Here is a 22,012-nt window from a genome sequence, read left to right on the forward strand (position 1 = left end):
TCTGAATTTCTCTTCTTTTCCTTTTTCGTTGAGGGTATTTAAAATTCCTATGGGCTCTACAAGATATTAAGATTCTTCAGCTGCAAAGCAGCCTCAGAATGACCAAGAATGTCATCCTGAGGGCGAAGCCCGAAGGAGCTCTTCAGGTCCCTTGTTATTTTTTTCAAACAGTCTCCTTTTCTCATTTGACTTCTTTCCTTTCCTTCATTACACTCTCTATTCGCTAAATTTGAAATAACTTTAGAGGTCTGGATGGGAAAGAAGAAACTTCTCATAGTTGAATCGCCAGCAAAAGCCAAGACAATCCAGAGGTATCTCGGGAAAGACTTTATTGTAAAAGCTTCTATGGGACATGTTATAGATCTTCCTGAGAAAGAGTTTGGAGTAGATATAGAGAAAAATTTCAAGCCAAAGTACGTAACGATAAAAGGGAAAGACAAAATTCTCAGAGAAATCAAAAAAGCTGCAAAAGAAAGTGATGAGGTTCTTCTTGCAACAGACCCCGACCGTGAAGGTGAAGCAATCAGTTGGCACATTGCAAATGCCCTGAAAAGGATAAAAAAAGATGGTATCTACAGGGTAAGATTCCACGAAATTACGAAAAAAGCTATAGAAGAAGCAATTAAAAATCCTGACCAAATCGATGAAAATAAGGTCAATGCCCAGCAGGCAAGGAGAATTCTTGACAGAATCGTCGGTTATACAATTTCTCCGTTGCTCTCAAAGAGATTTAAGAAAGCTCTCTCTGCTGGTAGAGTTCAGTCTGTTGCTCTAAGGCTCATCTGTGACAGAGAAGAGGAGATAAGGAAGTTTGTTCCAAAAGAGTACTGGACCATTGAGGGGATTTTCAGAAAAGAAACTTCTAAGTTTCCTGCAAAGCTTTTTGCAGTTGATGGAAAAAAACTTGATAAGTTTGACATACCTGACGAAAAAAGTGCCAAGGGGTTGGTTGAAAGGGCAAAAGGGGCGCCCTTCACAGTTACAAGAGTTGAAAGGAAGGAAAGAAAGAGAAAGCCTTATCCACCATTTATTACATCAACTCTTCAGCAAGAAGCATCAAAGCGGTTTGGTTTTCCTGCAAAGTTAACCATGCAGATTGCCCAGCAGCTCTACGAGGGTATTGACCTTGGAAGCGAGAGGGTAGGTCTTATCACCTACATGAGGACAGATTCCACAAGAATTTCTGATGAGGCGGTTAAAGAGGTCAGAAAGTTTATAAAGGAAGAGATAGGTTCAGAGTGTTTACCAAAGACGAAGAGAAGTTATGAAGCAAGAACTCCAAAGTCTGCTCAGGATGCCCATGAAGCGATAAGACCCACTTCTGTTTACAGAACTCCGGAGAGCGTTAAGGAATACCTGACTCCTGAACAGTACAAGCTCTATGACCTCATTTGGAGACGGTTTGTTGCCTCTCAAATGGAAGATGCAGTATTTAATACAGTTTCTGCAGATATTGAAGGAAACGGATTAAAATTTAGGGCTACTGGAAGCACTTTAAAAAAAGAAGGATTTTTAAAAGTTTATCCTGTAGAAGTTGAGGAAAAGCTCCTTCCCGATTTGAACGAAGGAGATAAGGTAGAACCGGAAAAGATAAAGGGAGTTCAGCACTTTACAGAGCCTCCTCCAAGATATACCGAGGGAACCCTTGTTAAAGCACTTGAAGAAGAGGGAGTCGGAAGACCATCGACCTACGCAACGATAATTTCAAACATCATTCAGAGAGGATACGTAGAGAAGGATAAGCAAAAACTAAAGCCCACAGAGCTTGGAGAGTTTATTAACGATATACTGAAGAAGCTTTTTCCTAAGATTGTTGATGTGAAGTTTACGGCTAACGTGGAAGAAGAGCTGGACAAGATAGAAGAAGGCAAAAAGGAGTGGAGAGAAGTACTAAAAGAGTTCTACTTTGGAGAGTTTAAAGGACTGCTTGAAAAGGCTGAAAAGGAGTTGAAGAATCTCAAGGGAGAGGAGATTGGTAGAGAGTGTCCTGAATGTGGAGCTCCTCTTCTTAAAATTCACGGCAGATACGGAACCTTTATAGCCTGTTCTAACTATCCTGAATGCAAGTATAAGGAAAGCCTCAAGGAGGAACCTGAAAAAACCGGAGAGAAGTGTCCAGAGTGTGGTGGAGATCTGGTAATAAAGAGTGGTAGATATGGTAGATTTATAGCTTGTGCAAACTATCCGGAATGTAAGTACACTGCTCCAATTACCTACGGAAAGTGTCCCAAGTGTGGTGAGGGTGATGTTGTTGAAAGGAGAAGCAAGAAAGGAAAAAAGTTCTACGGTTGCAGCAGGTATCCTGAATGCGATTTTATTTCAAATAAACCGCCATCTGGAGACAGGAAATGAGAATTGCAGTGGTTTCTGATTCCCATGATAACCTTGAGAAAATAGAGAAATTTGTAGAAATGGTTAACTCTGAGGATATAGAACTTGTTATTCACTGTGGAGATTTTGTTTCTCCATTTTCTATAAAGCTGCTCCTTTCAAAGCTAAAATGTGACTTTATTGGAGTTTTTGGAAACAACGACGGAGAAGTTGGGGGATTGTTGAGGATTTCAGGAGGATTAATAGCTAAACAGCCTATCTACAAAGAAATTGATGGAGAAAAATTCGTAATCATGCACGAACCTCTCTTTGTTGATTCCTTAGCAAAATCTGGTGACTTTGATTACGTTCTCTACGGTCATACCCATGAGATCGATACAAGAGTTTTAAATGGTTGTCAGATTGTAAACCCTGGGGAGCTCTGCGGATACCTTACAGGAAAATCCACTTTTGCTATACTTGACACCTCTCAAAATCTGGTTGAGATAAGAGTAGTTTGATGGAAGCTGTAAAGGTAATAGAGAAACTCTTAATAAGGGATTGTATATCCCGTGAAAAGCCCGAAAGGTATGATTCCTGTATAGTTTGTGCTTCATCTATGGTCTGGAGAATTTCCCAACTCTTTCCGGAGAGCTACATAGTTTCAAATACGGCTTCTCAGATTCTTCCAAACCTTGCTTCTATTTACTATTCAGTAAAGACGTTGAAGGTTCCACTTATAGCGATTACAGGGACAACAGCAGTAAACCTTGAGGAGTTTATAAAGCTTGGTTTTCAGGCAGCAGAGGTTGAATTTAAACTTCTCAGAAAAGTTTACGAAAACAACATAGATATTCTCCTTCCCCTCTACGAGGGAAATGAGAAGCAGTTGAATGCTGCCCTGATGGAGATAAACATAGATGCGCAGATAGATAATCTTCTTTCCATTCCAGAGTTTGAGAACCTTGTTTCGAAAGGAAAGCTCTACATTTGTGGACTTGTTCTTGATGAGTCTGGAATTTATGGGGACAGGGCGAACTTTTATTTAATTAATTTCAATGGATTAAAAGATCCTGATGAAATTAGGAATCACGAACTCCTTGAGGATATTCCTGAGGCTATAAGAAAACAAAAGGTTAAAAGGATTCACGTTCAGTTTTGAGTAGAACTTCCAACAGAATCCATTCAACAACAGATTGGGGCTTTCCATAGAACTTTAAAAACTCTCTTCCCTTCTGTATAGCTTCAAACCACCTTAAAACTATGTCCTTCTGCGATAGAAGGTTTTCAAGAGCATTTAAAAAGAGGAGGGTTTCTTCCCTCGATAGTTTTGAGAAGTTTGAAGAGAATGAAATGATTCCCTTTAACTTATCTCTTGACTTCATAAGGTTTATAAACTCTTTTATAAGCTCTGGAACCTGGCTTTCTGAAAGCCTTACAGCCATTCCTACGCTTCCATTTGATAGTTTCACTACTCTTTTATCAGGTTTTAGTCCAAGTTTTTCAAGTAGATATTCAATGTTAGAATCGCTGAGTTTTCCGAACCTGAATACTCTACATCTTGATCTGAGGGTTGGTAAAACAGCTTCTTCGTTTTTTGCTATTAATACTATGAATCCATAATCTGGAGGTTCCTCAAGGGTTTTAAGAAGAGCATTTGCAGCTTCACTTCTCATCTCATCGGCATTGTCTATTATCAGCCCTTTTCCTTTTCCAGATGGAGGTTTTGTAAAGAGCCAGGCCGAAGCTTCTCTTATTTCTTCTATAGTACTGGGTTTTTCCTCTCCCAGAATTCTGACGTTGAGTGGATTCTCCGTGAGCAGTTTTAGGGATTCTGTGGCTATCAATTTTTTCCCGATTCCTTCTGGACCAACAAAAAGAGAACTGGATGGAAATCTCTTTGAAGATATCAGAGATTTCAGAATTGAAATCTGTTTTGAGTGTCCAACAACACTGCTAAAAGGCATCTGTTCTTTGCCTCAAAATCTCCAAGATATTTTTAAAAACTTCTTCAGTACTGCCTCTTCCATCCACTACCACAACCCTTTCAGGATTAGCTCTGGCAATTTTAAGAAATCCCTCTCTTACTCTTTTATGAAAGTTTATCTCTTCCTTTTCCATTCTGTCCTGTCTCCTCTTCTCAATCCTCGAGAAGCCTATTTCAACCGGAACATCTATCAGAAATGTAAGATCAGGTTCGAGTCCTCCTGTTGCCTCTTTGTTCAAATTCTCTATGAGTTTAATATCAATACCTCTTCCATACCCCTGATATGCAACAGTTGAATCTACAAACCTGTCGCAAATAACCCAGACGCCTTTCCTTATGGAGGGTTTTATCAGATTTTCAACGTGAAATCCCCTTGCAGCCATGTAAAGGCAAAGCTCGGAGAATGGCGGAAAAGATTCTTCTCTTGGCTCTAAAATGAAATTCCTTATCTCCTCAGCAGCAGGAGTGCCTCCCGGTTCTCTGGTTAGGATGACCTCTTTTCCGTTATCAAGGAGCCACTCATATAGGAGTTTTGCTTGAGTGCTCTTTCCACATCCTTCAATGCCCTCAAAAGTTATAAACATTTAATCCCCCAGAAGCTGAGATCTGGTAAGTTTGCTTTTCTTTTTTGGTTTCTTCTTGAAGATGAGGTTGAGAACTCTGGAAGACTCTTTGACTGCTATTGATCCCAGAATGGACGACAACAGAACGTAAGCAGCCGTAAGTGGTACAATTTTTGGCGTTGTTGCAGCCACAAGAATAGAAAATTCACCTCTTGGCAGTAGCATCAGTCCGGCAGAAAGTCCTCTCTTTGCCCCAAGGCCGTAAAACTTAACGGATACAAGTCCTGTCAAAATTTTTGTGATGAAAGATACTATCAGAAGAGCTATCAGAGGAAGGATAATTGAGGATGAGAAACTCCCGAGATCTATTGAGAGACCAAATGTCAGGAAGAAAAGAGCTCCAAATAAATCTCTGTAGGGAATAACAACAGATTCAATATTTTCCTTGTAACTACTTTCAGCAAAGAGCATGCCTGCTATGAATGCTCCAATTGATTCAGATAGTCCAAAACCAAATGTAGTCTCAACGATTAGGAAGAGGATAGTCGCAACAAATAGAACGAGAAATTCTGTTGAGGTACCTATTTTCTGGAAGACAAGATCAACAAGTTTTCCGGCGTTCATGATGACAATAAGGGCTATGGAGATAAACAGGGCAATCTTTACAAATATCCGTAGAGTTTCAGTTGGTGTAACTGTTTCGCTTGAGAAGTTGACAAGGAACGCAAGGAGTGTAGCTGCAGCAATGTCCTCAAAGACCAGAATGGCAAGGACTGTGTCAACTTCCGGGTTTGCAAGTTTCCGTAAGTCAATAAGGAGCTTTGAAACTATGGCAGAACTGCTGGGATAGAGAATAACAGAGATAACAAAGGCTGTAAATGAATTAAATCCTAAAAGTTTTGCAATGAAGAAAACCGGAACCATGTTGAGAATAAGATCAACAAGACCAACTGAGATAATCGATTTAAAATTTTTCTGGAGCTCCGCAATTGAGAACTCAAGTCCAATATAGAATAGGAGGAGGATAACGCCAAGAACTTCGAATATGTGGATATCTTGAACATGAAAAATGAGGGAAATAAGAATTCCAGCAATTATGTATAGGGGAATAACCGGAAAATTCAGCTTTACCGAAATGGCGTAGGATACCGTTAAAGTTGTAACAAATGCAGCGAAAATAGAAATAAAGTGTTCCATTTACTCTTCCTTACCCTCAACCAGTTTTACGAACTTCTTAACGTTATCGAGAGTTCCAACGACTACAATTGTGTCACCAGGCTGAAACTGGAAAAGGGGTGAAGGTGAAACGATAACGTTCTCATCCCTGATGATTGCTACGATTATCACTCCGTACTTTTTACGAATTTCCAGTTCTTTTATGTTCTTCCCGGCGAGGAATGAACCCTCTGATATCTTTACCCACTCAAAAGCGAGGTGTTTCATCAGGAAACCGATTTTTTCTTCGTCTGAGGTTGGCTGGAAGAGAGCCCCGACTAAAATAGTTCCAAGTGTCCTTGCTTCCTCGTCTGTAAGTTCAATAACTGCTGTTGGTTCTTCGTTTTCATCCTCAAAATAGTAGATCTCTCTCTTTCCTGTGTGATGAATTACTACAACTATAGTGTCGCCGTTTTCTGTCTTCATAGAGTATTTTTTGCCAATACCTGGCAGCTCGCCTTCTTTTACAAACATAGTTACCCCCGATAGTTCGTTTTAACTCCCTTTGGTTCCCTCTTGCAAAAGGGATTGGGGGAATTCTACAGTTCGTCTGCTGGTATAACCACTTTCACTGCTCCTCTTAGATCCCCAGGTTTATAGTTAATTGCTTTATCTTCCGGATACTTTTCCCTGATGATTTTCACAATCTCTGGCTTCATTTCATTTACCGAACCGTGGCAGTTGAGGCAGAATTGATTAATTCTAAGTGGTTTGTAGAAAATGTAGGAAACTTTACCGTTTTCTTTGACTGCTGTTATGTAGTAAGGAGGAAGTTTCCCTTCCTTTAGTTTTTCCTCAAAATATTTAAGTACCTTTTTGTCAATCTCGTCAGGTTTGTTCGCAGGATTTCTGTACTTTTCTGAAACACGGCTGACCTTTACATTGATGAGTTTGTTATTGACCTCTTTTGTTATCTCTTCAGCTTTGTCTGCACAGAAGGAGATTGCTCCAACTATACCTTCTCCATTTATGGCTTTTACAAGGTTAGACTTGAGCTCCATCATGAGTTCTTTTGTAGCTTTCTGTCCTATGGCTTTGATTTCTTCAACCTTTTCCTGTGGGACTTTTACCTCTTTTTTATGAACACAAGAAGTAAGAACAAGGGAAAAAGCAGAAACTGAGAGTAAAAGTACAAGCCTTTTCATTCTGCTACCTCCTTCCAATTGTTAAAGTTCCGCATCCGCCCAGTTTATCTGTTCTAAACCTATTGCTTAAAGTAATCCTTATTCCCATTTCTCTCAGGAAAAGGAAAGCTTTTTCATACTCTTCTTTAGTTACAGGCTCAAGGTCAAACCCATCAACTTTGTTGTACATCATGAGCATTACAGTGAACCTGTGTTTTTTTGCAAGCTCACCAAGAAGTTTCAAGTTTTCCAGATCATCGTTGAGATTCTTTATCAGCAGATATCCCAGTTGAAACTTCTTTCTGCGGGAAGAAGAGGATTTAGAAAGATGTTCTTCAATTGCATCTATAAGTTCTTCCAGTTTTTCCTTCTTTTTGAATATCTCTTCCCTCGTTTCGTGGAGAATTCCATGGACAGAGAGGGTAAGTCCATTATGATTGAGCTTTATAAGCTTTTTAAAATTTTCAATAGGATATCCAGTTGTACTTATAGTTACCTTCAATCCCTTTTTTCTGAAGTAGTCGACAGCTTTCCCTACATTATCAACGTTAAGCGCCGGTTCTCCAATTCCTGCAATTGCTATTCCTTTGATAGGTAAAGAATCCTTTAAAAGTTCGTACTGAGTCACTATTTCATCAAACGTTAAATTCCTGAAAAAACCTTTACTTCCCGATGCACAGAAGATACACCCTATCGGGCAACCGACCTGAGTGGAAATACAGAGTCTTTCTCCTTTATAGAATACAGACTCTACCCTATGGTTGTCTTCCGTTTCATATATAAAAAGCTTATTCAGTGGGCTCTGGAGTTCCTTCACTATCCTCATTGCCACTTATAACTCCTGATTTTGAAAAGCACTTGAATCTATCTTCGTGTTTCTCTTTTAATTTTTCAATGTATTCGTTCCACTGTTCCTTAGTAACAAAGTACCTTATTGAGAATTGTTTTCTACCTCCTGTTTCAAGTTCAACTGTTAACATTTCCAGAGGAACATTAATATCAACAACTGTTCCTTTTCCTTCCGGTGTTTCAACTACTTCTCCAACATCAGGCAAGAAGTTCCTTATGTAGTAATTTGCCTCTTCAAATTTCAAACAGCACATGAGTCTTCCACACGTTCCTGAGAGCTTTCCTGGATTTGGTGGAAGTCCCTGAAGTCTTGCAAGATTGAGGGAAACAGAATCAAAGCATTCAAGAAAATCCTTACAGCAACAGATCCTTCCACACATACCGACAGCGCCGATCATCTTGACTTCATCTCTAACTCCGATCTGTCTCAGTTCTATTCTGGTTTTAAAGTGAGCTGCAAGGTCTCTGACAAGTTGTCTGAAGTCAACTCTTGATTCTGCCGTGAAGTAGAAAACTATTCTTTCCCGATTCAGAGTGGTATAAGCTTTTACAAGTTTCATCGGGAGTCCGTGTTTTTTAACCTTTTCCTTGCAAACTTCCAGAGCTTCGACTGCAAATAGCTGATTTTCTGTAAATCGGTTAAAGTCTTCTTCGGTAGATTTTCTTACAACTTCATAAAGAGATCCTTCATCAATTTCAAACTTCTCAAGACTGCTTTCTTCTAAGGAATACAGATCCAGGACTTTAACAAGTTCTTCACCTCTGTCTGTTTTTACAACTACTCTGTCTCCATACCTCAGAGTTTCAAACTCAACAGCTCGGGCTAAGCCGCTTTTTTCTGTGTCAGGGTATTTGAACTTAACGATTGTCATACTGCTCTCCTGAATTATTTTGGATTTATTAAACTATTAATCCAATTTGCCACTTATAAAGATTTCCTCTTTTTAAGGGAAATACAAGGGGATAGGGATCAGTGAACGGTTCGCTATTCACTACTCACTCTTCACTAAGACATAGGAAACGTTTTAGCGGTTTTTGAAGAGGAATGGAAGGATATGTTTAAAAAGTCTATAATTAAGAAGTTCTTATACAATAGATTAGTTGATTAATATCAATGTTTGACATTTTGGAAAATCCAAGTATAATCTATAGCACTAAGGAAACTAAAATGCGAAAAGGAGGGAAGCATGAAGGGGAAGCTCAGCAAGCTTCGCACAGGGCTGCTTGCAGCTACATTAGCAGCTGCGATGTCTTTTGGTCTTAATACTACCAGCGCAGAAGCAGCCCTGACAAAGGTTTCACCACAGTCCCAGGCATGTCTCGGTTGTCACAAGGGTATGAACCCTGCTCTCGTACAGCAGTGGGGAGTCAGCAAGCACGCTGGAGCTGGAGTTGGTTGTTACGAATGTCACCAGGCTCAGAAGACTGACAAGGATGCCATGCAACACTTTGGATTCACAATTGCCGTAATCGTTTCTCCAAAGGACTGTGGTAAGTGTCACCCACAAGAAATGAAAGAAATGACAGAATCTCACCATGCTAAGGCCAACAGATTTGTTGGTTCTCTTGACAACGTTCTTGGAAGGGTTGTTACAGGAGAGGCTAACTTCAACCTCGGTTGTGCTCAATGTCACGGTTCAAACGTAGAGGTTGGAAAAGGTGGAAAGCTTAAGGTAGGTCCATGGCCTAATATGGGTATCGGTAGAGCAAACCCAGACGGAACACTTGGTGCTTGTTCAGCATGTCACTCCAGACACACATTCAGCCTGAAGCAAGCAAGACAGCCTGAGATGTGTGGTAAGTGTCACCAAGGTCCTGACCATCCACAAATCGAGATTTATGAACTCTCCAAGCACGGTATTGCTTGGAAAGCTCACGAATCTGAAATCGAGCCAACTCTTGATAACGCTAAGTGGGTTCTTGGAGAGGACTACTACCAGGCTCCAAACTGTGTAACATGTCACATGGGTGCTACTGCTAACGGAGTGAAGGGAACACACGACGTTGGTGCAAGAATCTCTTGGAATCTCAGAGCTCCAGTATCCTTCCTCTTCGGTGGAGACTACGACAAGCTTAAGGATAAGAGACCTGGACTCTGGAAGAAGAGAAGAGCTGAAATGCAGAAAGTATGTCTCAACTGTCACCAGAGACCTTGGGTTGAAGGATTCTATACACAACTTGACGAATACGTAAGACTCTACAACGAGAAGTTTGCACTTCCAGCCAAGAAAATCCTTGGATTCCTCCACAAGAATGGAGTTCTTGATAAGACTCCATTCAACGAAATTACAGAGATTGACTTCTGGCACCTCTGGCACCACGAAGGACGTAGAGGAAGACATGGTGCTGCTATGAACGCTCCAGACTGGTCCCACTGGCATGGTATGTACGAAGTTGCTCTCAACTTCTACTTCCACCTCCTTCCACACGCTGACAAAGCTGTTCAGGATGCATACAAGAAAGGCAAAATCAGCAAGAAAGTTGTTAAAGAGTGGAAGAAACTCAAGAGCAGCATCCTCAATTCTGTTGACCACAAGTGGGTTAAGGGTCTTCCAAAAGAGGAGCTTAGGAAGATTGCTGCATACTACAAGAACAGATATGGACAGAGTGCTACTCACTAATAGATATCTGGCGGGTACCTCAGGTACCCGCCTTTTATTCTCTACTTCCTGGAGGTTAAATGAAAAAATCTCTTATTGTTAAAGCGTCTACAGTTTTACTTCCAATCTTGTTAATTTCTACTTCACCGTTACAAACGGCAGAAGCTAAAAATAGCCAAATAACTGTTGAAAAAGAAAAACTTGACTTTAGGAAAGAACCAGCAAAGTATCTGGGAGAGATTTATAACGATTATCACTTTTATAAAACAGATGAAGGAATAAAGAAGGCAGAAAATGCATTAAAGATAATAGACGAAATCTACAGGAAAAATCCAGAAACAGAATTGAATGATCCTGCACTAAGATGGAAAAAGGCTTATCAAATTAAATCAACGCTTCACACCCTTCTTGGGATGCTTTACTTCAGGAAATCACTTGACGTTGCCGCTGAAACCAAGAAGAAAGAATCAGAGTATCTCAAGAAAATATTGAAAGAGAAAAAGAAACTTACAGATGAGGACATAGAAAAACTTGCTAAGATGGCTGAAGAACAAAATAGAGTTATGGAAGTTGAAGCTAAAAAATATGCAGATTTAGCTGTTGAACACTTTAAAAAAGCAGTAGAAGTCTATCCAGAAAATCCTTATCCTCACTATCAGCTTGCTAAATTTTACTTGACTGCTGGTGAGAAAGAACTTGCTGAAAAGGAGCTTTTGGAAACAGCGAAAATCTTTTCAAAGTGGAGAGACTATAAAGCCTTAGAGTCTCTGATAGATTTTGTAAAACAGGCTGGTGCTGATACAGCTTTTATAAAGAAGCTTGAAAAGCTGAAAAAGAACAACGGATAGAGGAATGAAAAGATTATCTGTACTGCTTCTCTTGATGTGGGGAGTTTTTTCAGGGTGCGGGACTCAGGAAAAGGTGGTTTACGTCCCTGTTTCTCAACAACCAGGTTTGGAATCCAATCCTTTAAATCTTCAAAATCCTCCTCCAAGGCCAATGCCTGAAGTTGAAAAACTTGATGAATATTATAAGCATCTTGTATTTGCAGAGCGTTATCTGGAAGAGGGAGATTATCCTGAAGCCTTAAAGGAAGTTGAAATTGCGAATAAATACAGAAAGGATGAGGATCCTGTTTTCTATGAGTTGAAAGGAAAGATATATGAAGGGATGGGTGATAGTGAGAAAGCTTTTGAATACTTAAAGAGAGCTGCGTGGATTTTTTATAAAAAGGGTGACTTAAACAAAGCTTGGGAACTGCTTGGTTGGATGAGGACTTTAAAACCGGATTCTCCAGAGATTCAGAAGTTAGAAGATAAATTGAGGGAAGAAGAAATTTAGTATAATCTTAAAATACCAAAGTGGAGGTATCGATGGAGGAGAAAAAAAAGACCCTTCTGACAGGGGGAGTAGTAGGTTTTATAGTAGCTGCTGTAGTTGCTCTTATTTCTGCCCAAATAGTTGAGTCCACAGGGCAACCATCGTTTTGTGGTTCCTGTCATGAGATGGAACCGATGTTTGAAACATGGGAAAAGGGACCCCATGGACCTCTTGGAAACGAGAGAGGAGCGATTAGGGCATCTTGTACAAGCTGCCATCTACCACATGACAATGTAGTAACATACCTTGTGACCAAAGGGATTTCTGGAACAAGAGATTTCATTGGTCACATCTTCCATGGTGGATACGCGGATAATCCTGAACATTGGATTGAAAAGAGGAAAGAAAGGAACCACTATGTTTTTGTCTCAAACTGTGAACATTGCCATGAGGCTCTTCCAGATAACATTATGCACCAGAAGTTAAAATCCGGGGAGATAGAAGGAAACTGTCTTACCTGTCACTGGTACGTAGGACATGGATTTGACTTTGAAGCTAAACTAAAAGAATTCTTTGAAAAGAAAGAAGAGAAACACGGCGAGAGTTAAAACAACCTTTTGGGGAGGTGTAAAGTGAAAGCGAAAACGTTAGCACTGCTGACAGGCTTCATAGTAGCCGGTAGTGGATTGGCACTGGCAGATCAGCATCCAGTACCACCAAATGTTATTCAAAACTTACCACCTCAACAGCAACAGTGTAGAGTTTGTCACCAGCAAACGACTCCACAGGTTTACAAGGAGTGGGCAAAGTCAAAACACGCAGTTGCAAACGTAAGATGTTTCCAGTGTCACGGAACACTTGAAGATTTCCACAAGACTCCACCTATCGAAAAGTGTGCAGCTTGTCATTACCATGAAGTTGAAACAATGCAGAAGAAAGCACCAGGATTTAAGTGTTGGACATGCCACACTGCTCATGTATTCCAGTTCCACGGTGAAGGTGTGAAAAAGATTAAGACTGCAAAAGATTTTGGAGCTAAGTAAAAACTTAATCAAAGTACGGAGGGTACGATGGGAATTGGAAGAAGGGACTTCCTTAAAAAGAGTGCAGCTTTAACAGCAGCATCTCTTGTAGGAGTTAACCTGAAAATAAAAGCTGACGGTATTGGCGTAGAAGATGCAAAAGCTGGAAACCTTGCTCAGATACCTGCTGAGGTTAAGAACTCACCTGCCTATAAAGTAGAAGGTGGTTACGAGTGGATAAGAGGTGTTTGCCGTTTTTGTGGGACGGGATGTAAAGTATGGCTTGGTCTTAAGAATGGAAAGCCTGCGATTATCAGAGGTGAGAAAAATTCTGCCATCAACTTTGGTTTCCTTTGTATGAAAGGAATGCTCTTTTACAAACTCTTCAGACATCCAGACAGGCTCACACAACCTCTCTACAGAAAGAGCAAGAAAGAGCCCTTCAAGCCAATTTCCTGGGAGAAGGCTTTTGACATCATCGCTGATGAAATGATTAAGGCCATCAAGAAGGGCGAATGGGGTCCAATGGGATGGACCGGTATTGCCTACTATGGTTCAGGACAGGCTCTTACAGAAGAAACATACTTCTTCCAGAAGTTCTGGAGATGTCTCGGTTCCAACCACGTAGAGGGTAACCCAAGGCTCTGTATGGCTTCTGCAGTTGGTGGATATCTAACGTCCTTTGGAACAGATGAACCGGCTGGTGGATTTTCAGATATTGATGAGGCTGACACAATCTTCATCATTGGTTCAAACACTGCAGAGGCTCACCCAATTGTCTACAGACGTATTATGAAGCGTAAGCTTTCAAATCCTCAGGAAGTAATGGTAATTAACGTAGATCCAAGGGTTTCTCCAACATCCAAGATTGCAGATATCCACATGCAGTTTAAGCCTGGAACAGACCTTGCTCTTATGAATGCGATAGCAAACGTAATTATCAATGAGGGTCTTTATGATAAGGAGTTTGTAGAGAAGTACTGTGCATTCCACATCTTCTCCAAAGGAAAGGATAAAGTGCCTCTTATAGGACACCAGGTGTCTTTTGAGGAATACAAGAAGTTTATATCAAAATATACTCCAGAGTATGCTGCTGAAATCTGTGGTGGAAACATTACTCCGGAAATGATTAAGACTGTTGCAAGAAGATTTGCAAAGACAAAGACTGTCTCCATCTGGACAATGGGTCTCAACCAGAGGACAAGAGGTGTCTGGATTAACAACCTCGTTACAAACGTTCACCTGTTAACAGGTAACATTTGTAAGAATGGTGCCGATGCCCTTTCCCTTACAGGACAGCCAAACGCTTGTGGTGGTGTTAGGGAAGGTGGAGGACTCTGTCATATCCTTCCAGGACACAGAGTTGTCAAGAATCCAAAGCACAGAGCACAGCTTGAAAAGATCTGGGGAGTTCCAAAAGGAACAATTCCTCCAAAACCTGGATACCATACAGTTAAGATGTTCTCAGCTATTTCCTACACAGAAGAGGACAAGAGGAGATTCCCAGGTCTTAAGCCTATCTACTTTATCTGGGTTAACGAAACAAGCCCACTTCAGTCTCTTCCAAACATGAGGAGATTCCGTGAAGGATTCGCAAGGGATGATGTTTTTGTAGTAGTAACAGATATCTTCCCAACAAGAACATCTGAACTTGCTAACATGATCCTTCCATGTGCATTCCATTTTGAGAAAACAGGTGTTTACGGATGTACGGAGAGACGTTCCCAGCTTACACCTAAGGCTGTAAAAGCTCCAGGACAAGCAATGCCTGAAGTATGGATGCTTGTTCAGCTTGGACAGGTACTTGCTAAGAAGCTCAAGAAAGAAAGAGATAAGAGACTCAGGGAGAGAGCTGTCGCTGTTTACCAGTGTGTGGCTCCATTTATTGAAGCTGCGAAGAGAGATCCATGGTGGGAGCTTCCGAAGAAAGTATGGGAAGAGTATGCTGGAAAAGTTACAAAAGGACAGGACAGCACACTTGCAGGTGCGACTTACGAAGTTCTTCTTGAGAGACCAGATGGTGTTCAGTGGCCTGCACCAACAGTTGAAATTGCTAAGAAGGGTGGAACAAGAAGAAGATTCGTTGTTGGAAAAGACCCTCTTGCCACAGAATTTGCCGAAAAACATGGTCTTAAAGACTGGAAGGTCATCGATTACGGACACCTCCACAAGGATCACAAGTTCTGGATTTGGCTCAGACCTTACAAGGGACCTGCTGAGCCACCAGATGCTGAATATCCATTCTACCTCTCAACAGGAAGGGTTATTGACCACTGGCATACAGCTTCAATGACAGGACGTATTCCTGAACTTATGATGGACTTCCCATACGCATGGATTGAGGTTCATCCAAAGGATGCTCAGAGACTTGGAATCAACCCAGGAGATCTTGTCCTTGTAGAGACACGCCGTGGTAAGAACATCCTTCCTGCAAGGATTTCCACAGAAGAAGGTCCAATGGAAGGAATGGTATTCGTCTACTGGTACGATCAGGCTAAGGATAGGATGATTAACTTCTGTACAATTGATGCCTTTGACCCAGGCTCCAAGCAGCCAGAGTTCAAGATTTGTGCATGCCGCATTAAGAAGTATGCACCTGCTCAACCTCTCAAGTCCTTCCTCGTCAAAATGGAGAAGGTGGCAGGTGGATACAAGCACAACTCTGAAATTGACAAGAGCCAGAAAGATCCAGTTTAATTCCGTAATAATTAGGAGGGGGGCAGTAGCCCCCCCTTTTTCTTAGGTCTCTTTGATTCGTTTTTTATAATGAAAACAAATAAGGAGAGGTTAATATGCCGATTGTGAGCTGCATTGTTTCAGCAGAACCGGAAAAAGGATTTGCAGTTGAAAAAGCTCTTTTGGATATTCCTGGTGTTGAAGTTTACGGTGGAGAGTTGAAAGAAGAGGACAATATTCACTATATAATTGTTGTCCTTGACGCTGAAAGGTATGAAGAATTAGAAGAAATGGAAGCTAAGATAAGAAGAATCGATGGAGTTTTACAGGTTGCAGTGGTAGAAGCATACTTCCTCGATGAATTTGAAAAAATTGAAAAGGGCGAGCTTATTCCAAAGAATCCTTTCCACGGTCTTAAGAAAGCGGAGAAAGTTGCTGAAAAGATGTGGCTTGGAGAAGATGAAAATGGAGAGAAAGAGCATTAAAACGAGAAGAGAATTTCTCAAAGTTACCCTTGGTGCTTTTATGGGTGGAACACTTTTTTCTGCCTGTAGTCTTTCTGATCTTAAGAATCCAAAAACAATGGTCAAATCACCAATTAAAACAAATATTCTCCGTCCACCCGGGGCAGTTTCTGAGGAATATTTTGCCCAGAAATGTATAAGGTGTGGAAGGTGTGGCGAAGTTTGTCCTTATCACTGTATAAAATACTTCGATGTTAAAAATGGTGGGGTCTTTTCAGGTACTCCTTATATTGACGTAATGGAAATTCCCTGTTATCTCTGTATGAAATGTGTCCATGTCTGTCCTACCGGTTCTCTTGTTCCTTGTGAGAAGGAAGAAGTAAGAATGGGCGTTGCTGTTATAAACAGACAGATTTGCGTTACCTGGCAGCAGGAAAAAACCGGGCTTATGTGTAAAACCTGTTTCAATGTTTGTCCCTTCTCAGGTGTAGCTATTAAAATTGATCATGATTTTAGACCTTATATTGTTGAGGAGTACTGTACAGGTTGTGGAATATGTGCTTACTCCTGTATTGCTGACCAGTATCCAGAAAATAACGGTAAAAAAGCTATTACTATTGCTCCAATTAAGTGGAAAAAGATTAAAAAGATTAAGCTTGAAGACATCAAGAAAAGTTAAGAGGTACCTGCCGTGAAAAAGAAAAGCCTGTTCAAAAAGATAAATACATGGCGTTTTCTCTTTTTGATGGTCTGTTTCATCGTTGTAGTTGGTAACCCTTTTGTCAACTACAAGTGGGATATAAACTTTATCCAAGGATGGTTCCAGTCCCTTGGGGTTGGTAATCTCTGGGTGGTTTCTCCATTAGAAGGTCTTGAGTCTATTCTAACTGCAAAGTTCTTCTACATGCCGTCACTTGTCGGTATGGTAGTACCTGTGACCCTCGCGTTGCTTATGGGAAGGGTTTTCTGTAGCTGGATGTGTCCAATAGAATTTCTCTCCAACCTGACAGATAGGATTCTCGGTATTTTCTCTAAGAAACTAAGATATAGAAAGGATTTGTTGAGAATCCCTAAGTATATTATTTGGTTTTCTCTTCTGACGGAACTTCTCTTGACTATGGTTATTGGTTATCCTATGTTTGTCTGGTGGTCTCCTCCGGGACTTGTTGGAAGAGAAACAATGTTTTATGCCTTTTACAAGGTCATAACAGTTGAAGTCTGGATAATTGTAGCTGTTCTACTGCTTAACTTGATGACAAGGCGGTTTTTCTGCAGATATATCTGTCCGTTGGGAGCTTTACTTTCCTTGATTGGAAAGAAGAGGCAGCTTGTCATTAAGTACATACCGGATAAGTGCGTTGGTTGTAAGGTTTGTGATACAAAGTGTCCGATGGGAATCAAACCAAGTGTGGGAGAAAGTCAATCTGTTTACTGTTGGAACTGTGCTGAGTGCGTTGATGCCTGTCCGACAGGAGCTTTGAAATTTGTCTGGAGAGATGATGGTATTATTAGATTAAAACTTCATAATGATTTGACAAACTTGAGAACTGTTGATAAATTGACACCTACAAAATAAATTGAGGAGGTGAAAACGATGAGGAAAATGTTTGTAGCTCTTGTTGTTGCTGCGGCTATGTCAGCTCCTGCTGTAGCTGGTGTGTGGGAGTCTCAGTGTGCAGGTTGCCACAACGGTGCAATGGCTCCTTCTGTCCAGCAGCTTAAAGCTAAATACAAGACACCAGCTGCTTTTGTTAAAGCAGGAAAAGAATCAACAAATCCAATGATGGCTGCATTCAAAAGCAACGTTCAAGCTCTCAAAGATGCTGCTAAAGAAATCTACGGAAAGTAAATTTTTTCGATTTGATTATCCCCCCTTGGTAAGGGGGGATTAAGATGGGTTAAAGGGAAGATACGTAATTCAAAATTTGTCTAATGCCTCTTAATGTTAAATCAGGAACAAGAATAGTCTCCCGTAGGAATTTTCTCAAGATTTTTGAATCCCCTCCTGTTAGCAAAATTGTATTAATGTTGTAAGTTTTCAGAGTTTCTTTTATTCCTCCAATAAGTGCTACTAATATTCCGCTTTCTATACACTCTGTTGTGGATTTGCCGGGAATTTGAAATCTTTGCAAAATTTCTATTTCTGGTAGTTGAGAGGTTTCAAGGTTTAAAGCTTTTGCCATTGTTTTCAGTCCTGGAAAAATAACTCCTCCCTGAAAAACACTATCTCTGACAAGATCTACAACTACTGCTGTTCCAGCGCTTATAACGGCAAAAGATTCTCCAAACTCTAAACCACCACAGGCATTGGCTATCCTGTCTGCTCCTAAGGTTTCTGGTGTTTTGTAGTCAATCTTTATCGGAAGATCTAAGTCGGCCGAGACAAAGGTTGCATCGGGAAAAATTTTCCGCAAAGTATCAGTTGCCTCTCTAACTACAGAGGATATTCCTACTCTTTTCCAGACGAAACTTTTTAGTTTTTCAGTTAGAACTTCTGGATAGCTCAAAAACCTTAGCGTGGGAAGTTTGAAAAGTTGCCAAGCTTTTTCCCCCTCCCAAATGGCAACCTTAGTAAGCGTATTTCCAACATCTATCAGTAAATCTGCCATGTTAAGTTCTATATTCTGCGTTTATTTTCACATAGTCGTATGTCAAATCGCATGTCAGATATTCAAATGTTTCGTTCCCAAGGTTTAAGTTGAGCTTGATAACAATTTCGTCATTTTCTTTCAGGTATTTGAAGACCTCTTCCTCAATGAAATCTGTTCTTTTTCCTTTGAACAGGAGATAGTTTCCTATGTAAAGTTCAACTTTTTCTTCTTCTATTCCCGTTGATGCTGCTCCGGCTGCGGCAATTATCCTTCCCCAATTGGGGTCGCAGCCAAAGATTGCGGTTTTAACAAGAGGAGAAAGAGCTATTTTCCTTGCAATCTTTCTTGCCTGTTCCTTAGACTTTGCACCGGTTACATTTATTCTGATAGTCTTTGTTGCTCCTTCACCGTCTTTAACTATCTGGTAGGCGAGCTCTTTGAGGACTTCTGTCAGGAGTTTTTTAAACTCTTCGTAATTTGAGTCATCGATTACTTTTTTGGACTTTCCGGTTGATAAGAGAAATACGCAGTCGTTTGTACTCATATCTCCATCAACTGTAATTGCGTTAAAGGAAACGTCAACTGCTTCTTTTAGAGCTCTCTGAAGCGTTTCACTGTCCACTTTTGCATCTGTTGCAACAAATGAGAGCATTGTTGCCATTGCAGGGTCTATCATCCCCGCGCCTTTTGCAATTCCACCTACAACAAAACCGTTACCCTCTCTAAAAGAGACCTTCGGAAATGTGTCTGTAGTCATTATTGCCCTTGCCGGTTCTTCTTCCTTTGCTTTCCCAAGGTTTTTAACTGCCTCTTCTATTCCTTTTTTGACTCTGTCCATTGGAAGTGGTTCACCGATTACTCCAGTAGATGCTACCAGAAACTGTCCTTCTTTTCCTATGAGCTGAGATACTATTTTTGCCATCTCTTCTGCATCTTTTAATCCCTGTTCTCCGGTACAAGCGTTGGCATTGCCGCTGTTTGCTACAATGCCGAAAACCATGCCTTTTATGGACTTTGAGAACTTTATTGGAGCTGCCTGAATGTCGTTTGTTGTAAACACAGCGGCAAAGTTTGAAGGTTCATCTGTAACTATGACAAGCGTATCTGGTCTATCGATCTTCTTTTCTGTCTTTTTGATTCCTCCAAAGCCTGTTCCACAGGTTATTCCCGGAACCTCTGCTATTCCTTTCTTCATACTCTTCTCCTGTGAAAAGTGTTAGCATAAAAAAGTGTTAGTGATGGTGTTAGTGTAAAAAAGAGTTGTTGCTTGGGGTACAATATAACACAATTTGGTGAAATTGGTTAAGGAACTAAGAGGCATGCGATTTAAGAAACCGGAAGAGTTAGTTGCTGAAAGGCTTAAGAAAGCAGGTTTTAGAAAACCGAAGTTGCTTTTTCATCCAAAGAGAGGAGATATTTTTAACCGTATTGCTTATGGTTTGGTGAAAGGAAACTTTGGAATTTTCACCGAAAAAGAAATAGGAGAGAAGATACTTCCAGGACATAAGATAGATGAGTGTTGCGGAATAGAGCTTTTGGCTCTTATGGGAAAAGAAAAGCCTGACTCGGCGATAGTCAGGGGAAGAAAGGGTGTTGTTGACTTTAGCGATATTAGATTTGAGTATCCTACCTTCGCAGTTGACCTTTCTCTCTACGAAAGGCTTCTGCCAAGAGAGAAGAAGAGCCTTTTGAATCAGATTGAGATAACGTATGGTGTGGTAAAGGACTTCTTTACTCCTGAAAACTTTGTTATCACTTCCGTTGGTGATGATGCAAGAAAGGATCTTGAAAAGTTTTTCACCCCTTATGTGCCTTTTCTTCTCCTTAATAAGCCTGGGAAGAAAAACATTATTGTTCTTGATCCTCATGGGGATAAGGAGTTTACCCACGAGGAGGTTACACCGGATACGTTGATTGTTGTAGGGGGTATTGTTGATAGTGGTGAGAGAATGGCTGGGTCTACCGGTGAGATATTTCCAGATGCAAAGCACAGAAGGATTTCATACAGAGGGAGTACAGAGCTTGTTCCGGATAGGATAAATGATATCGTTAAGATTATCTGCCAGTACCTGACGGAGGATGTTTCCCTATCTGAGGTTGTAAAACAAAACATTACAAGAACTGCAAAACTGAAGTGGCTCAGGAAAGCACTTGAAGAGTCTGTTGTTAGGTTTGTGGTGGATGGGAAGACCTTGAGGGGAATTTCTGAAAAACTTTACAACCAGTGGATAGAAGAGTTTGACCTGACTGATTTTCACTTTAAGAAAGGAGCCAAACATATTGGAGGATTTTTGGTTTTTAGAGATTCGATTTTTGATAGGGTAACAGGTAAGGAAAAGAGGAGAGGAAAAGAGATATTTCTTTTAGGGGAGTTAAGAGATGAGGACGTTGTCAAGATCTATTCTTGAAACCATAGGGAATACACCTCTTTTGAAGGTGGAAATTGAAGGTGTGGAGCTCTTTCTGAAGCTTGAGATGTTTAATCCTGGCGGTTCGATTAAGGATAGAGTTGCCCTTGCAATTATTGAGGATGGAGAGAAAAGAGGGAAACTGACTCCAGAAAAGGCAGTTATTGAGGCAACCAGTGGAAATACAGGTATAGGGCTTGCTTTGGTGTGTGCTGCAAAGGGTTACAGGTGCATTATTGCCATGCCTGAGAATATGAGTGATGAGAGAAAGAAAATACTGAAGGCTTACGGTGCAGAGCTTATTCTCACGCCAGCAGAGGAAGGAATACCAGGTGCTGTCAGGAAGGTTAAAGAGCTCCTTGAAAAAGAACCTGACAGGTACTTTCCAGCGAGACAGTTTGAAAATCCTGTGAATCCACAGGTTCACTACGAAACAACTGCATCTGAAATCTTGGAGCAGATGGGAGTTTTTCCAGAGGTCTTTGTTGCAGGGGTTGGGACAGGAGGAACTCTCACAGGAATTGGTAAAAGATTTAAAGAGGTAAATCCTGAATGTCTTGTTGTCGCAGTTGAGCCAGATACTTCTGCCGTTATTTCCGGGAAGCCTCCTGGAGCTCACAAGATTCAGGGAATAGGAGCTGGATTTATACCTAAGATCCTAGATGTTGAGCTTATAGACAGAGTAGAAACTATTTCCTTTGAAGAGGCGAAGAAATATTCAAAGCTTCTTGCATCACAGTTTGGAATTCTTTCAGGTATATCGGCAGGAGCAAACGTTGCCGGGGCTCTGAGAGTTGCAAAGGAGACTGGAAAGAAGAGAAGGATAGTTACGGTTCTTCCTGATACGGGAGAGAGGTACCTTAGTACTGATCTTTTTGATTGA

At 40.8% G+C, this 22,012-nt stretch carries 24 protein-coding genes; 15 read left to right on the top strand and 9 right to left on the bottom strand.

Features of this window, described 5'->3' with window-relative positions; translation table 11 throughout:
* Window positions 1-252 precede the first annotated feature (252 nt).
* Genes topA through ACYQ3A_RS06605 form a run of 3 tightly spaced genes read left to right on the top strand, consistent with a single transcriptional unit; the run spans window position 253 to window position 3,472 of the window.
* Entirely contained in the window at window positions 253-2,352 is a 2,100-nt protein-coding gene (topA, locus tag ACYQ3A_RS06595) for a type I DNA topoisomerase (protein ID WP_459896381.1), read from the top strand.
* Window positions 2,349-2,831 carry a metallophosphoesterase gene (locus ACYQ3A_RS06600; protein ID WP_459896382.1) on the top strand — a complete coding sequence of 161 codons (483 nt, stop codon included), beginning with the start codon at window positions 2,349-2,351 and terminating at the stop codon, window positions 2,829-2,831. Before topA ends, ACYQ3A_RS06600 begins: the two co-directional genes overlap by 4 nt.
* Window positions 2,831-3,472 carry a carbonic anhydrase gene (locus ACYQ3A_RS06605; protein ID WP_459896384.1) on the top strand — a complete coding sequence of 214 codons (642 nt, stop codon included), beginning with the start codon at window positions 2,831-2,833 and terminating at the stop codon, window positions 3,470-3,472. Before ACYQ3A_RS06600 ends, ACYQ3A_RS06605 begins: the two co-directional genes overlap by 1 nt.
* On the opposite strand, the gene ACYQ3A_RS06610 is transcribed toward ACYQ3A_RS06605, so the two are convergent.
* The 7 genes from ACYQ3A_RS06610 to ACYQ3A_RS06640 all read right to left on the bottom strand — a co-directional run bounded on the left by ACYQ3A_RS06610 (window position 3,447) and on the right by ACYQ3A_RS06640 (window position 8,920).
* The gene (locus ACYQ3A_RS06610) at window positions 3,447-4,277 is read right to left on the bottom strand and encodes a DNA polymerase III subunit delta' (protein WP_459896385.1); all 831 of its coding nucleotides are present in this window, start codon (window positions 4,275-4,277) and stop codon (window positions 3,447-3,449) included. The genes ACYQ3A_RS06605 and ACYQ3A_RS06610 overlap by 26 nt on opposite strands.
* The gene (gene tmk, locus ACYQ3A_RS06615; RefSeq protein WP_459896386.1) at window positions 4,267-4,881 is read right to left on the bottom strand and encodes a dTMP kinase; all 615 of its coding nucleotides are present in this window, start codon (window positions 4,879-4,881) and stop codon (window positions 4,267-4,269) included. Before tmk ends, ACYQ3A_RS06610 begins: the two co-directional genes overlap by 11 nt.
* Window positions 4,882-6,057: a cation:proton antiporter gene (locus ACYQ3A_RS06620; RefSeq protein WP_459896387.1), complete on the bottom strand. Its 1,176-nt coding sequence runs from the start codon at window positions 6,055-6,057 to the stop codon at window positions 4,882-4,884.
* Complete coding sequence (locus tag ACYQ3A_RS06625; RefSeq protein WP_459896388.1) at window positions 6,058-6,549, bottom strand: cation:proton antiporter regulatory subunit; 492 nt, start codon at window positions 6,547-6,549, stop codon at window positions 6,058-6,060.
* A 65-nt stretch (window positions 6,550-6,614) separates the two neighbouring features.
* The gene (locus tag ACYQ3A_RS06630; protein WP_459896389.1) at window positions 6,615-7,220 is read right to left on the bottom strand and encodes a Tll0287-like domain-containing protein; all 606 of its coding nucleotides are present in this window, start codon (window positions 7,218-7,220) and stop codon (window positions 6,615-6,617) included.
* 4 nt (window positions 7,221-7,224) lie between these two features.
* Entirely contained in the window at window positions 7,225-8,025 is an 801-nt protein-coding gene (locus ACYQ3A_RS06635) for a radical SAM protein (RefSeq protein ID WP_459897438.1), read from the bottom strand.
* Window positions 7,988-8,920: a PSP1 domain-containing protein gene (locus ACYQ3A_RS06640; protein ID WP_459896390.1), complete on the bottom strand. Its 933-nt coding sequence runs from the start codon at window positions 8,918-8,920 to the stop codon at window positions 7,988-7,990. Before ACYQ3A_RS06640 ends, ACYQ3A_RS06635 begins: the two co-directional genes overlap by 38 nt.
* Window positions 8,921-9,235: 315 nt before the next feature.
* Between ACYQ3A_RS06640 and ACYQ3A_RS06645 the strand changes: the two genes are divergently transcribed.
* From ACYQ3A_RS06645 to ACYQ3A_RS06690, 10 genes are all read left to right on the top strand, one after another.
* A complete protein-coding gene (locus ACYQ3A_RS06645) occupies window positions 9,236-10,669 on the top strand; it encodes a multiheme c-type cytochrome (RefSeq protein ID WP_459896391.1) in 1,434 nt (477 codons plus the stop codon).
* Between the two features lie 59 nt (window positions 10,670-10,728).
* Window positions 10,729-11,496, top strand: a complete 768-nt coding sequence (locus ACYQ3A_RS06650) for a tetratricopeptide repeat protein (protein ID WP_459896393.1) — start codon at window positions 10,729-10,731, stop codon at window positions 11,494-11,496.
* Window positions 11,497-11,500: 4 nt separating this feature from the next.
* Entirely contained in the window at window positions 11,501-11,989 is a 489-nt protein-coding gene (locus tag ACYQ3A_RS06655; protein ID WP_459896394.1) for a tetratricopeptide repeat protein, read from the top strand.
* A 32-nt stretch (window positions 11,990-12,021) separates the two neighbouring features.
* A complete protein-coding gene (locus ACYQ3A_RS06660; protein WP_459896395.1) occupies window positions 12,022-12,576 on the top strand; it encodes a cytochrome c3 family protein in 555 nt (184 codons plus the stop codon).
* 24 nt (window positions 12,577-12,600) lie between these two features.
* Window positions 12,601-13,011 (top strand): hypothetical protein, encoded by a 411-nt coding sequence (locus tag ACYQ3A_RS06665; RefSeq protein ID WP_459896396.1) that lies wholly within the window; start codon window positions 12,601-12,603, stop codon window positions 13,009-13,011.
* A gap of 27 nt (window positions 13,012-13,038) precedes the next feature.
* Window positions 13,039-15,687 (top strand): molybdopterin-dependent oxidoreductase, encoded by a 2,649-nt coding sequence (locus tag ACYQ3A_RS06670; protein ID WP_459896397.1) that lies wholly within the window; start codon window positions 13,039-13,041, stop codon window positions 15,685-15,687.
* A 95-nt stretch (window positions 15,688-15,782) separates the two neighbouring features.
* Window positions 15,783-16,151 (top strand): chaperone NapD, encoded by a 369-nt coding sequence (locus ACYQ3A_RS06675; RefSeq protein WP_459896398.1) that lies wholly within the window; start codon window positions 15,783-15,785, stop codon window positions 16,149-16,151.
* Window positions 16,132-16,809 carry a 4Fe-4S dicluster domain-containing protein gene (locus tag ACYQ3A_RS06680; RefSeq protein ID WP_459896399.1) on the top strand — a complete coding sequence of 226 codons (678 nt, stop codon included), beginning with the start codon at window positions 16,132-16,134 and terminating at the stop codon, window positions 16,807-16,809. Before ACYQ3A_RS06675 ends, ACYQ3A_RS06680 begins: the two co-directional genes overlap by 20 nt.
* Before the next feature lie 12 nt (window positions 16,810-16,821).
* The gene (locus tag ACYQ3A_RS06685; RefSeq protein WP_459896401.1) at window positions 16,822-17,706 is read left to right on the top strand and encodes a 4Fe-4S binding protein; all 885 of its coding nucleotides are present in this window, start codon (window positions 16,822-16,824) and stop codon (window positions 17,704-17,706) included.
* A gap of 18 nt (window positions 17,707-17,724) precedes the next feature.
* Window positions 17,725-17,979, top strand: coding sequence for a c-type cytochrome (locus ACYQ3A_RS06690; RefSeq protein WP_459896402.1), 255 nt, complete (start codon window positions 17,725-17,727; stop codon window positions 17,977-17,979).
* Window positions 17,980-18,028: 49 nt separating this feature from the next.
* Here the strand turns inward: ACYQ3A_RS06690 and ACYQ3A_RS06695 are convergent, their stop codons facing one another.
* Window positions 18,029-18,739, bottom strand: a complete 711-nt coding sequence (locus tag ACYQ3A_RS06695; protein WP_459896403.1) for a type III pantothenate kinase — start codon at window positions 18,737-18,739, stop codon at window positions 18,029-18,031.
* Between the two features lies 1 nt (window position 18,740).
* The gene (argJ, locus tag ACYQ3A_RS06700; protein ID WP_459896404.1) at window positions 18,741-19,916 is read right to left on the bottom strand and encodes a bifunctional glutamate N-acetyltransferase/amino-acid acetyltransferase ArgJ; all 1,176 of its coding nucleotides are present in this window, start codon (window positions 19,914-19,916) and stop codon (window positions 18,741-18,743) included.
* A 124-nt stretch (window positions 19,917-20,040) separates the two neighbouring features.
* Between argJ and ACYQ3A_RS06705 the strand changes: the two genes are divergently transcribed.
* Window positions 20,041-21,129 (top strand): tRNA (guanine-N1)-methyltransferase, encoded by a 1,089-nt coding sequence (locus ACYQ3A_RS06705; RefSeq protein ID WP_459896405.1) that lies wholly within the window; start codon window positions 20,041-20,043, stop codon window positions 21,127-21,129.
* On the top strand, window positions 21,101-22,012 hold the full coding sequence (cysK, locus tag ACYQ3A_RS06710) for a cysteine synthase A (RefSeq protein WP_459896406.1): 912 nt from the start codon (window positions 21,101-21,103) through the stop codon (window positions 22,010-22,012). Before ACYQ3A_RS06705 ends, cysK begins: the two co-directional genes overlap by 29 nt.

This window comes from Desulfurobacterium crinifex (genome assembly GCF_054656775.1).